The 13667-nt window shown below is 39.4% G+C and carries 20 protein-coding genes and 1 pseudogene; all 21 read left to right on the top strand.

Going from position 1 to position 13667, the window contains the following annotated elements; genetic code table 11:
- The 21 genes and pseudogenes from rplF (at nucleotide 1) to AC3WSO_RS23410 (ending at nucleotide 13483) form a co-directional block, all read left to right on the top strand.
- Nucleotides 1-540, top strand: a complete 540-nt coding sequence (rplF, locus tag AC3WSO_RS23510) for a 50S ribosomal protein L6 (RefSeq protein ID WP_079562361.1) — start codon at nucleotides 1-3, stop codon at nucleotides 538-540.
- A gap of 32 nt (nucleotides 541-572) precedes the next feature.
- A complete protein-coding gene (gene rplR, locus AC3WSO_RS23505) occupies nucleotides 573-932 on the top strand; it encodes a 50S ribosomal protein L18 (RefSeq protein ID WP_075807301.1) in 360 nt (119 codons plus the stop codon).
- A gap of 21 nt (nucleotides 933-953) precedes the next feature.
- Nucleotides 954-1457, top strand: coding sequence for a 30S ribosomal protein S5 (rpsE, locus tag AC3WSO_RS23500; protein WP_053482806.1), 504 nt, complete (start codon nucleotides 954-956; stop codon nucleotides 1455-1457).
- A 13-nt stretch (nucleotides 1458-1470) separates the two neighbouring features.
- Entirely contained in the window at nucleotides 1471-1653 is a 183-nt protein-coding gene (rpmD, locus tag AC3WSO_RS23495) for a 50S ribosomal protein L30 (protein ID WP_349660269.1), read from the top strand.
- Nucleotides 1654-1687: 34 nt separating this feature from the next.
- Complete coding sequence (gene rplO, locus AC3WSO_RS23490; RefSeq protein WP_010860592.1) at nucleotides 1688-2128, top strand: 50S ribosomal protein L15; 441 nt, start codon at nucleotides 1688-1690, stop codon at nucleotides 2126-2128.
- Nucleotides 2128-3423 carry a preprotein translocase subunit SecY gene (gene secY, locus AC3WSO_RS23485; RefSeq protein ID WP_492534062.1) on the top strand — a complete coding sequence of 432 codons (1296 nt, stop codon included), beginning with the start codon at nucleotides 2128-2130 and terminating at the stop codon, nucleotides 3421-3423. The genes rplO and secY overlap by 1 nt, the downstream gene beginning before the upstream one ends.
- Before the next feature lie 70 nt (nucleotides 3424-3493).
- Nucleotides 3494-4147: an adenylate kinase gene (locus AC3WSO_RS23480; protein WP_079562358.1), complete on the top strand. Its 654-nt coding sequence runs from the start codon at nucleotides 3494-3496 to the stop codon at nucleotides 4145-4147.
- A gap of 250 nt (nucleotides 4148-4397) precedes the next feature.
- Nucleotides 4398-4475: pseudogene (locus AC3WSO_RS23475) on the top strand (type I methionyl aminopeptidase); the annotation flags it as partial.
- A gap of 86 nt (nucleotides 4476-4561) precedes the next feature.
- Entirely contained in the window at nucleotides 4562-4780 is a 219-nt protein-coding gene (infA, locus tag AC3WSO_RS23470) for a translation initiation factor IF-1 (RefSeq protein WP_004233690.1), read from the top strand.
- A gap of 37 nt (nucleotides 4781-4817) precedes the next feature.
- Entirely contained in the window at nucleotides 4818-4931 is a 114-nt protein-coding gene (gene rpmJ / locus AC3WSO_RS23465) for a 50S ribosomal protein L36 (RefSeq protein ID WP_000868344.1), read from the top strand.
- Between the two features lie 24 nt (nucleotides 4932-4955).
- Nucleotides 4956-5321: a 30S ribosomal protein S13 gene (rpsM, locus tag AC3WSO_RS23460; protein WP_049662875.1), complete on the top strand. Its 366-nt coding sequence runs from the start codon at nucleotides 4956-4958 to the stop codon at nucleotides 5319-5321.
- A 25-nt stretch (nucleotides 5322-5346) separates the two neighbouring features.
- Nucleotides 5347-5736 (top strand): 30S ribosomal protein S11, encoded by a 390-nt coding sequence (gene rpsK, locus AC3WSO_RS23455; RefSeq protein WP_053482801.1) that lies wholly within the window; start codon nucleotides 5347-5349, stop codon nucleotides 5734-5736.
- 139 nt (nucleotides 5737-5875) lie between these two features.
- Nucleotides 5876-6820, top strand: coding sequence for a DNA-directed RNA polymerase subunit alpha (locus tag AC3WSO_RS23450; RefSeq protein WP_004233733.1), 945 nt, complete (start codon nucleotides 5876-5878; stop codon nucleotides 6818-6820).
- A gap of 57 nt (nucleotides 6821-6877) precedes the next feature.
- Nucleotides 6878-7258, top strand: coding sequence for a 50S ribosomal protein L17 (rplQ, locus tag AC3WSO_RS23445; protein WP_012296051.1), 381 nt, complete (start codon nucleotides 6878-6880; stop codon nucleotides 7256-7258).
- A 511-nt stretch (nucleotides 7259-7769) separates the two neighbouring features.
- Nucleotides 7770-8615: an energy-coupling factor ABC transporter ATP-binding protein gene (locus AC3WSO_RS23440; RefSeq protein ID WP_349660271.1), complete on the top strand. Its 846-nt coding sequence runs from the start codon at nucleotides 7770-7772 to the stop codon at nucleotides 8613-8615.
- Nucleotides 8591-9463 carry an energy-coupling factor ABC transporter ATP-binding protein gene (locus AC3WSO_RS23435; protein ID WP_492534060.1) on the top strand — a complete coding sequence of 291 codons (873 nt, stop codon included), beginning with the start codon at nucleotides 8591-8593 and terminating at the stop codon, nucleotides 9461-9463. The genes AC3WSO_RS23440 and AC3WSO_RS23435 overlap by 25 nt, the downstream gene beginning before the upstream one ends.
- Nucleotides 9460-10257, top strand: a complete 798-nt coding sequence (locus AC3WSO_RS23430; protein ID WP_492534059.1) for an energy-coupling factor transporter transmembrane component T family protein — start codon at nucleotides 9460-9462, stop codon at nucleotides 10255-10257. Before AC3WSO_RS23435 ends, AC3WSO_RS23430 begins: the two co-directional genes overlap by 4 nt.
- A gap of 15 nt (nucleotides 10258-10272) precedes the next feature.
- Entirely contained in the window at nucleotides 10273-11013 is a 741-nt protein-coding gene (gene truA, locus AC3WSO_RS23425; RefSeq protein WP_492534057.1) for a tRNA pseudouridine(38-40) synthase TruA, read from the top strand.
- 441 nt (nucleotides 11014-11454) lie between these two features.
- Nucleotides 11455-11892: a 50S ribosomal protein L13 gene (gene rplM / locus AC3WSO_RS23420; RefSeq protein WP_053596074.1), complete on the top strand. Its 438-nt coding sequence runs from the start codon at nucleotides 11455-11457 to the stop codon at nucleotides 11890-11892.
- A 25-nt stretch (nucleotides 11893-11917) separates the two neighbouring features.
- Nucleotides 11918-12310, top strand: coding sequence for a 30S ribosomal protein S9 (gene rpsI, locus AC3WSO_RS23415; RefSeq protein WP_004233744.1), 393 nt, complete (start codon nucleotides 11918-11920; stop codon nucleotides 12308-12310).
- Between the two features lie 222 nt (nucleotides 12311-12532).
- Nucleotides 12533-13483: a DUF4822 domain-containing protein gene (locus AC3WSO_RS23410; RefSeq protein WP_492534056.1), complete on the top strand. Its 951-nt coding sequence runs from the start codon at nucleotides 12533-12535 to the stop codon at nucleotides 13481-13483.
- Nucleotides 13484-13667 lie beyond the last annotated feature (184 nt).

Below are 13667 nucleotides of genomic sequence, written 5' to 3'. Positions count from 1 at the left end.
ATGTCTCGTGTAGGTAAAAAAATTATCGAGGTACCAGCTAACGTAACTGTTACTGTTGCAGCTGACAACACAGTTACCGTTAAAGGTCCTAAAGGCGAACTTGTTCGTTCTTTCCACCAAGATATGAAAATTGAGCAAGAAGGTAACGTGATTTCTGTATCTCGTCCTTCTGACTCAAAAGAACACCGCACAAACCACGGTACAACACGTGCGCTATTAGCGAACATGATTACTGGTGTTTCTGCAGGTTTCGAAAAATCATTAGAACTAATCGGTGTCGGTTACCGTGCGCAATTACAAGGTAAAAAACTTGTTCTTAACGTAGGTTATTCACATCCAGTTGAGTTCACACCTGAAGATGGTTTAGAAGTTGAAGTTCCTTCAAACACTAAGATCATCGTTAAAGGTATTAGCAAAGAACGTGTTGGTGCTCTTGCATCTAACATCCGTGACGTGCGTCCACCAGAGCCTTACAAAGGTAAAGGTATCCGTTATGAAGGCGAATATGTTCGTCGTAAAGAAGGTAAAACAGGTAAATAATGCTGCCTAAGCATTAGAAAGGAGTGACCCTTGTGATTACGAAACAAGATAAAAATCAGGTTCGTAAAAAACGTCATGCGCGCGTACGTTCTAAGATTTCGGGTACTGCTGAGCGTCCACGCTTAAACGTATTCCGCTCAAACAAGAACATCTACGCTCAACTTATCGATGACGTAGCAGGCGTAACAATTGTTAGCGCATCTTCTCAAGAAAATGGTTTTGAAGCTGCTGGTAGCAATGTTGATGCTGCAACTAAAGTCGGTGAAACAATCGCAAAACGCGCTACGGAAAAAAATATTACTGCTGTAGTATTTGACCGTGGTGGTTACTTATATCATGGACGTGTAAAAGCTTTAGCTGAAGCTGCACGTGAGAACGGTTTAGAATTTTAATAAAAAGGAGGGACACATTTCATGAGTCGAATTGACGCAAACAAACTTGGAGAACTTGAAGAACGCGTAGTTACTATTAACCGTGTTGCTAAAGTTGTTAAAGGTGGACGTCGCTTCCGCTTCACAGCATTAGTTGTTGTTGGCGATAAAAACGGTCACGTTGGATTCGGTACTGGTAAAGCTCAAGAGGTGCCAGATGCTATCCGTAAAGCTGTTGAAGATGCGAAGAAAAACTTAATCGAAGTGCCACGCGTAGGTGGAACAACTCCACACTTAGTGCAAGGTCGCTTTGGTGCAGGAGAAATCCTAATTAAACCTGCTGCTCCTGGTACAGGGGTTATCGCTGGTGGTCCAGTACGTGCCGTACTAGAACTTGCTGGTATTACTGATATTCTTTCAAAATCTCTTGGAACTAACACACCAATCAATATGGTGCGTGCAACTATTCAAGGTTTAACTGAATTAAAACGCGTAGAGGACGTAGCTAAATTACGTGGTAAATCAGTGGAAGAAATATTAGGATAAGGGGGGAAAGATAATGGCTAACAAATTAGAAATCACCCTTACAAAATCTGTGATTGGTACTAAACCAGCACAACGCAAAACTATTGAAGCACTAGGTTTACGTAAATTAAACCAAACTGTTGAGAAAGCTGATAATGCAGCTACTCGCGGTATGATTGATGTAGTAGCTCACTTAGTTACTGTAAAAGAAAACTAATTTTTAATTAACGAACAAGGAGGTGCCATCCAATATGAAACTTCATGAGTTAAAACCAGCAGAAGGTTCCCGTAAAGTACGTAACCGCGTAGGTCGCGGTATCGGTTCTGGTAACGGTAAAACTGCAGGTAGAGGTCATAAAGGTCAAAACTCTCGTTCTGGCGGCGGTGTACGCCCAGGATTCGAAGGTGGTCAAAACCCTTTATTCCGTCGTTTACCGAAACGCGGCTTTACTAACATTAACCGTAAAGAGTACGCGATCGTTAATCTTGACACATTAAACCGTTTTGAAGATGGTGCAGAAGTAACAACTGCATTATTACTTGAAACAGGTTTAGTGAGCAATGAAAAAGCTGGAATTAAAGTTCTTGGAAACGGAACTCTTAACAAAAAGCTTACAGTAAAAGCTCATAAATTCTCAGCTTCGGCTAAAGAAGCAATTGAAAATGCCGGCGGAACTACTGAGGTGATTTAATGTTTCAGACGATCTCTAACTTTATGCGTGTTCGAGATATACGAAATAAAATCATTTTTACTCTTTTAATGTTAATCGTTTTCCGTATTGGTACATTCGTACCAGTACCAAACGTTGACGCAAATGTATTAAAGGCAACTGATGAGTTTAACCTCGTTGGTTTCCTGAATACTTTTGGCGGTGGTGCTTTAAAGAACTTCTCAATCTTCGCGATGGGGATTATGCCTTACATCACTGCTTCAATTATTGTTCAGTTATTGCAAATGGACGTAGTACCGAAATTTGCTGAGTGGGCAAAGCAAGGTGAAGTCGGAAGACGTAAACTTGCACAATTTACTCGTTACTTTACAATGATTCTTGCCTTTATCCAATCATTCGCAATGGCATTTGGTTTTAATAGAATGTATGGCGGATCTTTGATTAAAGAAGAAGGAATTTTAACATATGTTACGATTTCAATTGTATTAACTGCGGGTACAGCATTCCTAGTATGGCTTGCTGATCAAATTACTGCGCATGGTGTTGGGAATGGTATTTCAGTTGTAATTTTCGCAGGTATCGTTGCGGCATTACCGACTGGCATTAACCAAATCTATGCACAGCAAATCGAGGGCGCTGGGGATAAGTTATTTATCAATCTAGTGATTCTTGGTTTACTTGCTTTAGTTTTGCTTGCTGTTGTTGTTGGAGTTATCTATGTGCAACAAGCACTACGTAAAATTCCAATTCAATATGCAAAACGAGTTACTGGACGCAATCAACAAACAGGTTCTCAACAAACGCATTTACCGTTAAAAGTAAATGCTGCAGGGGTTATTCCGGTAATTTTTGCATCAGCGTTTCTGATGACACCTCGTACGTTAGTTCCGTTCTTGGGTGAAGGTGGCGTAGCAACATTTATTTCGAACACGTTTGATTATACAAAACCTGTTGGAATGATTGTTTACGTTCTCTTAATCATCGCTTTCACATATTTCTATGCATTCATACAAGTGAATCCAGAAAATGTGGCAGATAACTTGAAAAAGCAAGGTGCTTACATTCCAGGTATTCGTCCTGGTGAAAGTACTCAAACGTATTTAACAAGCGTGTTATATCGTCTGACATTTGTCGGTGCGATTTTCTTAACTGTTATATCAGTAATGCCGATTATAATCATAAACTTTATGAATCTACCTGCCACAGTGCAGATCGGTGGTACTAGTATAATTATCGTAGTCGGCGTTGCGCTCGAAACGATGAAACAGCTAGAATCTCAACTTGTTAAACGTCACTACAAAGGCTTTATGAAATAATGTTGGTTTTTAGGGAACGTTTCATCGTTTCCTGAAATCAGCAAACCTTTTGTGGGAGGAATATTTCCGTATGAATATCGTTTTAATGGGTCTGCCAGGTGCTGGTAAAGGTACTCAAGCAGATAAAATCGTTGAGAAGTACGCGATTCCTCATATTTCTACAGGCGATATGTTCCGTGCTGCTATGAAAGATGGTACAGAACTAGGCTTGCAAGCTAAATCGTTCATTGATCAAGGTGCTCTAGTACCTGATGAAGTAACGATTGGTATTGTTCGCGAGCGACTTGCTAAACATGATTGTGAAAAGGGCTTCTTATTAGATGGATTCCCACGTACTGTTCCTCAAGCTGAAGCTTTAGACAGCATCCTTGCTGATCTTGGTAAAGCTATTGAACATACAATTAACATCCAAGTTGAAAAAGATGAGTTAGTTGCTCGTCTATCAGGTCGTCGTATTTGTAAAACTTGTGGAACATCTTATCATTTAATTTTCAATCCTCCAGCTGAGGAAGGTAAATGTGATAAAGATGGTGGCGAGCTTTACACACGTGCGGATGATAATCCTGAAACGGTTGCAAACCGTCTGGAAGTAAATATGAAACAAGCACAACCATTACTGAACTACTATGAAGTAAAAGGTGTGTTAACAAATATAGATGGACAGCAAGATATTAACAAAGTGTTTGCTGATCTTGATGCTCTTTTACAGGGCAGCCGCAGCTGATACCCGGCTCCGGGCGCAGAATACTGCTTCCGCGGGAGGCATGCGGGAGCAACAACGAAACATAATTTTTTTTGAGAGTTGCAAAAGCATATTGTGCCCGGTATATATTTCTTTTAAAAAGTGCAACATGACTTTTGAAAGAGTATAATGGGTTTCGTGGAAGCATCTGTGTAACGGGTATGAATATCTCATCAAAGACATTCCGGTATTCGTGTAAACATGGGAGGTTCAGTGCCCTTAATGGTTCTGTATATTCCGTGGATTGTGTGAAGCGAAACCAGACGAGCGTCTTTCAAACATCTCTCATACAATCCAAACATATGTTGAAACGAGGTTGCTTCTATAGTTGCAGCAGATATCCGTTTGATGTAACGATGAGAACTTTAATTTGCATATAGAGAGGAGACAGAGTAGATGGCGAAAGATGATGTAATTGAAGTCGAAGGGACAGTTGTTGAGACTTTGCCAAACGCGATGTTTAAGGTAGAATTAGAAAATGGACATGTGATTCTAGCACACGTTTCTGGTAAGATTCGTATGCACTTTATCCGCATTCTACCTGGAGATAAGGTTACTATCGAGTTATCTCCTTATGATTTAACTCGCGGTCGTATCACATACCGTTTTAAATAATCTTTTGCGCTCCGGACTACTAAGGAGGTTAGGTTAGATGAAAGTGAGACCATCTGTGAAACCGATCTGCGAAAAATGTAAAGTAATTCGCCGACGCGGTAAAGTAATGGTAATCTGTGAAAATCCTAAACACAAACAAAAACAAGGTTAATTCTAAAGGAGGTGCACAACGTACATGGCACGTATTGCTGGTGTTGACATTCCTCGCGACAAACGCGTGGTAATTTCATTAACTTACATTTACGGTATTGGTAAAACTACAGCTCAGAAAGTATTAGCTGACGCAGGTATTTCAGAAGATACACGCGTACGCGACTTAACTGAAGATGAGTTAAACAAAATCCGTGAACAATTAGACTCTTACAAACTTGAAGGTGACTTACGTCGCGAAACTTCATTAAATATCAAACGTCTGATGGAAATCGGTTCATTCCGTGGTATCCGTCACCGTCGTGGTTTACCTGTTCGTGGTCAAAATACGAAGAACAATGCGCGTACGCGTAAAGGTCCTCGTAAAACTGTAGCGAACAAGAAAAAATAATAAGTAAAGGAGGTTCCTTCTTAACATGGCTCGTAAACAACAAACTCGTAAACGTCGTGTGAAAAAGAATATCGAATCTGGTATCGCACACATTCGTTCTACATTTAACAATACAATCGTAACGATTACAGATATGCAAGGTAACGCTGTATCTTGGTCAAGTGCTGGTGCTCTTGGTTTCCGTGGTTCACGTAAATCTACACCTTTCGCTGCTCAAATGGCTGCAGAAACTGCTGCTAAAGCATCCCTTGAACATGGTCTGAAAACGTTGGAAGTAACTGTTAAAGGTCCTGGTGCAGGTCGTGAAGCTGCAATTCGTGCACTTCAAGCTGCTGGTTTAGATGTAACTGCTATTAAAGACGTTACTCCAGTTCCTCATAATGGTTGCCGTCCGCCAAAACGTCGTCGCGTGTAATGGGTGCGTCTCATATTGTATGAGAACATCATTTTTTGTACAGACTGTCTTGTGCAGATAATAAACGATACGTCATTGACGATCGAATCTATGATGGAAAGAACCTATACATTCGATGTTTTGAAGGAGGGTAAATAAAATGATCGAAATTGAAAAACCAAAGATTGAAACGGTGGAGATCAGCGAAGATTCCAAATATGGAAAGTTTGTTGTAGAACCGCTTGAACGCGGATATGGAAACACTTTGGGTAATTCTTTACGTCGTATCCTTCTGTCTTCATTACCAGGAGCTGCTGTCACTTCAATTCAAATTGACGGTGTTCTTCACGAATTCTCAACTGTAGAAGGCGTTGTAGAGGATGTAGCTTCAATTATTTTGAACGTGAAAAAACTAGCTCTTAAAATCTACTCTGACGAAGAAAAAGTTATTGAGATTGATGTAAAAGGCGATGGTACAGTTACAGCTGCTGACATTACACATGACAGTGATGTAGAAATTTTAAACCCGGATCTATATATTGCAACAATCGCTAAAAACGGTCATTTACGTATGCGTATGTACGCTCAACGCGGCCGTGGTTACACTCCTGCTGATCAAAACAAACGTGAGGATCTTCCTATCGGCGTGATCCCGATCGACTCTATTTACACTCCAGTATCACGCGTCAATTTCCAAGTGGAAAATACTCGTGTAGGTCAGTCTTCTGACTACGATAAACTTTCTCTTGATGTGTGGACAGATGGTAGCATCGGTCCGAAAGAGGCGATTTCGCTCGGAGCAAAAATTTTAACCGAGCATCTAAACATCTTCGTTGGCATGACAGATGAGGCACAAACTGCTGAAATCATGGTCGAAAAAGAAGAAGATCAAAAAGAAAAAGTTTTAGAGATGACTATCGAAGAACTTGATCTTTCTGTTCGTTCTTATAACTGCTTAAAACGCGCTGGTATTAATACAGTACTAGAACTTGCGAATAAGTCAGAAGACGACATGATGAAAGTTCGTAACCTTGGACGTAAGTCACTAGAAGAAGTAAAAGCGAAGTTAGAAGAGCTTGGTTTAGGGTTACGCAAAGAAGACTAAGCGATTTAAACAAAACTTACAAGATCAGATAATTTTTTATAAAGGAGGGAAACATCCATGGGTTACAGAAAACTTGGTCGTACAAGTTCTCAACGTAAAGCGATGTTACGTGACTTAGCTACTGATTTAATCATCAACGAGCGTATCGAAACTACTGAGGCTCGCGCTAAAGAAGTACGTAAAGCTGTTGAAAAAATGATTACTTTAGGTAAACGCGGAGATTTACACGCACGCCGTCAAGCTGCTGCATTCATCCGTCGTGAACTAGTAACAACTACTGATGCTGAAGGTAACGAAACAACTTCATTTGCACTTCAAAAGTTATTTGATGATGTTGCACCACGTTATGCAGAACGTCAAGGTGGTTACACTCGTATTCTTAAAGTAGGTCCTCGTCGTGGTGACGGTGCACCTGTTGTTGTGATTGAATTAGTTTAATCATAAGAGAAAACAAGTGGTGAAGAGGGTGGAATCACCACCCTCTTTCTTTATAAACGATTTATACGACAAATAATTAAGCTGAGCGTTATGATGAGCGGACACTGTTGTGTGGCGTCTCGTTTAGCTCTCCGCACCTCATTCAGAGGGAACAAGGGCTTGAGCACCCGTGTTTCTTGAAAATGTAACGACTAGCGCATTTCTATCGAATGAGGTGCGCGCTTTTTTATTTTTTAGGGAAGTAAGAGTTAGCGCCAATTTAGTGGTGCTTTTTTTTTATAGGCTGATTTTATAATGGTAGTCACTGGGACGATTAAGGTGGCTCGTTCCAGTATATGATGTATTTATAAAAGATAACCTTTAAATTATACGTATCTTAAATGGGGCAGACAAAAGAATGGAAAGTGATTTAGCACTTTTCTTTTATCGACATAATGATTGTAGTAGAATTCATACATAAAAAAGTGTAAGTTAGTTAGTAGAGCTGAGCATGTAGAGAGGAGTTCTAGAAATGCCAGAAATTTTATCATTAAATAATGTGACATTTTCATATACACCAGAAGAAAAAGAAAGTCGCAATGCTGTTGAAAATGTAAGCTTTGCGGTACAGGAAGGGGAATGGATTGCCATTGTTGGCCATAACGGTTCCGGTAAATCCACTATTGCAAAGCTTATGAATGGTTTGCTTTATCCACAACAAGGAGATGTCCGTATTTTACGACAACCGTTGAGTGAAGAAAACCTGTGGGAAAGCCGTTCACAAATGGGCATGGTTTTTCAAAATCCAGACAATCAATTTGTTGGAGCGACAGTGCAGGATGATGTTGCTTTTGCTCTTGAAAATAACGGAGTACCGTTTGAAGAGATGGTTGAACGTGTCCATGCAGCACTCGACCAAGTAAAAATGAACAACTTTTTAGATCATGAACCACATCATTTATCGGGTGGGCAAAAGCAGCGCGTTGCTATTGCAGGCGCACTCGCGTTGAAACCTAAGCTCCTTATTCTTGATGAAGCTACTTCTATGCTAGATCCACAAGGCCGTATTGAGGTACTACAAACAGTTCAAACTTTACGTGCTGAAACAGGATTAACGGTACTATCTATTACGCATGATTTAGAAGAAGCTATGCTTGCAGACCGTGTTCTCTTTATGAATGACGGTAAGAAATTTGCTGAGGGTACACCTGCTGAAATTTTCACACTTGGGGACAAGCTAGTTGAGTTTGGATTAGACTTGCCATTTGCCATGAAGTTATCAAAGTTATTGCAAAAGGAAGGTGTTCCATTAATGGGACAACATATGACAGAAGAAGAGTTGGTGAATGATTTATGGACATCAAACTTCAACAAGTAAGCTATGCTTATGCACAGGGTACACCTTTTGAAAAACGTGCTTTATTTGATGTAGATTTTGAAATTCCTTCACATACGTACCAGGCAATTATCGGACATACGGGTTCCGGTAAATCGACAATTCTTCAACATTTTAATGCACTTCTAAAACCGACATCTGGAGAAGTACATATCGGAGATCGTGTTGTTGTAGCTGGAAAAAAGGCCAAGGATTTAAAGGCTGTACGTCAAAAGGTTGGCATTGTGTTTCAATTCCCGGAGCATCAGCTATTTGAAGAAACTGTATTAAAGGATATTATGTTTGGTCCTATGAACTTTGGTGTTTCGGAGCAAGAGGCAGAAGCACGAGCCAAGGAGCTAGTAGGCTTAGTAGGCTTACCAGGGGACGTACTTGAAAAATCACCTTTTGATTTATCGGGTGGACAAATGCGCAGAGTAGCAATTGCTGGCGTTTTGGCGATGGAACCTGAAGTGATTGTTTTAGATGAACCAACTGCAGGGCTTGATCCACGCGGTCAAAAAGAGATTATGGATATGTTTTATAAGCTACACAAGGAACGTGGCCTAACAACGATACTCGTTACGCATAGTATGGAGGACGCAGCTCGTTATGCAGATAGTATTGTCATTATGCATGAAGGGAAAAATGTATTAAGTGGCACACCTCAAGAAATTTTTAAAGATGTAGAGACATTAAAAAATTTCCGCTTAGAACCACCTCGTATCGTACGGTTTCAACAAAAAATTGAAAAAATGATAAACAAATCATTCTCGAAGATATGCTTAACTGAAGAAGAGTTAACAATTGAAATTGCTCGGGTCCTAAGAGAGGAGCGTGGACAGTCATGATGGAGAAAATGATATTTGGACGCTTTCTTCCAGGGAATTCTCCAGTTCATAAGCTCGATCCACGGTCAAAGCTTATATTTGTGTTTGCATTCATCATTATTGTTTTTTTAGCAAACAATACTGTGACATATGCGTTGCTATTAGCGTTTACCTTACTCATTGTGCTAGTTTCACGGATTCGATTGTATTTTTTAATTAACGGTCTAAAACCAGTACTTTTTTTAATGGCGTTTACCTTCTTAATTCATATATTTATGACGAAAGAAGGCGCCATTGTATTTGAGTGGAAGTTTATCACTATTTATGAAGAAGGTATCCGACAAGGGATATTTATTTCGATACGTTTCCTAGTTCTAGTGTTTATGACATCTATCTTAACACTTACAACGTCACCGATTTCCATTACGGATGGCATTGAAGTGTTACTAAATCCATTAAAAGCGGTGAAAATGCCAGTACATGAGTTAGCTCTAATGATGTCTATTTCATTGCGCTTTATCCCAACGTTAATGGATGAAACAGATAAAATTATGAAAGCACAAATGGCACGTGGTTCGGATTTATCTTCAGGACCAATAAAGGATCGTATTAAAGCGATTGTGCCATTATTGGTACCTCTCTTTGTAAGTGCTTTTAAACGAGCGGAGGATTTAGCAACAGCTATGGAAGTAAGAGGTTACCGTGGAGGCGAAGGGCGTACGAGATATCGCAAGCTAAAGTGGGATATGAGTGATACATTTGCACTTATGTTATTAGTAGCAATGGCCGTATTACTATTCTTCTATAGAAGTTAAAAAGGAGTAATCTTTATGCGACGATTAAAAGCAATTATAAGTTATGATGGAACGCAATTTTCTGGTTACCAAGTACAGCCTGGGGAGCGTACAGTACAGGCAGAGCTTGAACGTGTTCTAGCCATTATGCATAAAGGGGAAAAGATCAAGGTAACAGCTAGTGGACGTACAGATGCAAGAGTGCATGCAACAGGTCAAACATTGCATTTTGATTCACCACTCGCGATTCCAGTAGATAAATACATGAAGGCATTAAACGTTCAATTGCCAAGAGATATTCGAGTAATGTCGATTGAAGAAGTAGCTGCTGATTTTCATGCTCGCTACAGTGTAACAGGGAAGCGGTACCGATATATATGGTCATGTGAGCCTGTACAAAGTCCATTCCGCAGACATTATACAGTAGAGACAAATGGAGTGAAGCCAAATGTTGAGGCAATGCAGGAGGCGGCAAATGCTATTATCGGTACACATGATTTTTCATGCTTTTGTGCAGCTAATACAAGTGTCAAAGATAAGGTGCGCACAGTGACTACGCTACGATTTGAATGGTATGGTGAGGAGCTACATATGGTGATTGAAGGAAATGGCTTCTTATATAATATGGTACGTATTATTGCAGGCACACTATGGGAAGTTGGTATAGGACGTCGCGACATTGAGAACGTGGAGTTAGTCGTTAAATCAATGAATCGCGATAAAGCGGGCAAAACTGCACCTCCACAAGGTCTGTATCTTGAGAAAGTTTTCTATTAAAAGGCACATCACCAAACGTGTGGTTGATTTCCGTTCTGACTGAGCGTTTTGTAGCTGCCGCTTTGCTTTCGCTGCAGGGTCTCATCTGTGATGTTGATCCCCAAGGAGTCGCCCAGTCTCCACTCCAATCAACAAAATATATACGTTATACAAATGTCATCACCACCAGCTTTTGGCGATCATCTATTAAAAGATGTTATAGAATTTTTGATGCGAATTTTTTTGTGTTTTACAAAATAAGGGCTCACAAAAGCCCTAATTTTAACAATCAATGAATCTGAACAACTTCTCCAGGTGTTTATTGAAATTGCTTGACTTTAAAAGTCATTCATTATATGATAACAGATGGTATTTTCATTACCACCACAAATAAGCCCCGAAAACTTATAGTGTAGTTTAATGAAAAATAACGGTAATCGAAACGATTAGGAGGATATATACATGCGTACAACATTCATGGCTAAAGGTCACGAAGTAGACCGTAAATGGCTAGTAGTTGATGCAGAAGGCCAAACTCTTGGACGTTTAGCTTCTGAAGTAGCTGCTATCTTACGTGGTAAACATAAACCAACATTCACACCAAACGTTGACACAGGTGATCACGTAATCATCATCAACGCTGACAAAATCCATTTAACTGGTAACAAATTAGAGGGTAAACTTTACCGTCACCATACTCAATTTGCGGGTGGATTAAAAACTCGTACTGCTGGTGAAATGCTAGACAAGTACCCAACAAGAATGATCGAATTAGCAATTAAAGGGATGCTTCCTAAAAACTCTTTAGGTCGCAAAATGTTCGGTAAACTAAATGTTTACACTGGAACAGAGCACCCACACGCTGCACAAAAACCAGAAGCATACGAGCTTCGCGGATAATATAAATTAAGAGGAGGATATTACTTTGGCACAAGTTCAATACATCGGCACTGGTCGCCGTAAAAGCTCTGTAGCTCGCGTACGTTTAGTACCAGGTACAGGTAAAATTGTTATCAACAAACGTGAAATCGAAGAATACGTACCATTCGCTGCATTACGTGAAGTAATTAAACAACCATTAGTAGCTACTGAAACTACAGGAAGCTATGACATCCACGTAAACGTTAATGGTGGTGGATACACTGGTCAAGCTGGTGCAGTACGTCATGGTATCGCACGTGCTCTACTTCAAGTAGACCCAGATTTCCGTGCTGCATTAAAATCTGCTGGATTACTTACTCGTGATTCACGCATGAAAGAACGTAAAAAACCAGGTCTACGCGGCGCTCGTCGTGCACCTCAGTTCTCAAAACGTTAATATTACGTATATCAATGTTTCCAAACCCTTTCTCGAATATTTTCGAGAAAGGGTTTTTTGTTTGGAAAATGTTATACCTGGGTTCTTAGTGAACTTCAAGTATTGCAAGAATTACTGAGGCACTTTTATTGGCTAATGCTAGTAGCAATTTTGATGTGTAATTTATATGGAAATGGCAGATACTACTTTTAAGTTATTTATTCTGAAAGTGGAGGTCAATAGATGAAAAAGTTACTAATAGTATCACTTGCAGCAATGGCACTTCTTGGTGCATGTCAGAATAAAACTGACGTAAAAAAAACAGAGGAAGTAAAAACAGGGAATACTGAAGATCAGAGACAGCTGGAAATGACAGAAGGTCAAGCAAATGCCACCATTCTTAGTAGCACGAACTGGCAAGCCTCAAAAGTTTACGATAAAAATAATAAAGATGTAACAGCAGAGAATTCTAATTTAATGGGCCTTGCAAAATATGATGCTGACTCAGGACGCTATGAATTCTTCGATCCAAATACAGCTGGAAGTCTGGACGATAAAGGGATTTTCTTTTTTACGAATGACGGAAAGCATCGAATATTGATTTCAGAAACGAAAAATTACCAAGCAATTGAAGAGGTTACTAAAATAAAAAATGATATGTTTACGTATAAAAAAATGGGTAAAGATGCAAATGGTAAAGATGTAGAGGTCTTCGTTGAGCATGTCCCTTATAAGGAAAAAAAGCTAACATTTACTGAATCAGCTAAAGCTTTAAATAATTCGACGGGCACTGTTGTTAAGGATGTGGATGGAGATAAAATCTTAGCTGATACACTTTGGCAAGGAAGCGTTGTATTAGATGTAAACAAAAATGATGTAACACAATATAATAGAAATTTCATTAGCCTTGCGAAATATGATGCTAATACGAATAAATATGAATTTTTCAATCCTGAAACAGGTGAAAGTCGCGGTGACTATGGGTACTTTAATGTTATCGATGGAAATAAATTAAGAGCCCATGTTTCAATTGGCGACAATAAGTATGGGGCTGTGCTCGAAATTACCGAGTTAAATAATAAGAAATTCACGTATCAAAGAACTGGGAAAGATAAAGATGGTAAGGATATCACAGTATTTGTTGAGCATGAACCTTATACAGGTAAGTTTAAACCTGAATTTACTCTAAAATAAAAAATAAACGGCGTTAGTCCTTAGAGTACAAATGGATTAATGCCGTTTTATCATTACCCAAAAAGTATCTTCTACTACTAATCAAACACTCAATTTTAACTTCTTTCGATAAACAAATACCCACAAAAAGTAGGCTAAGAGTTCCTTTCTAATTACTTAAAGAGTTTTTTTACTTTCTAGCATA

Source organism: Lysinibacillus sp. EB106-09-02-XG168, from assembly GCF_058791475.1.
This window is presented reverse-complemented; position numbering and strand designations above follow the sequence as displayed.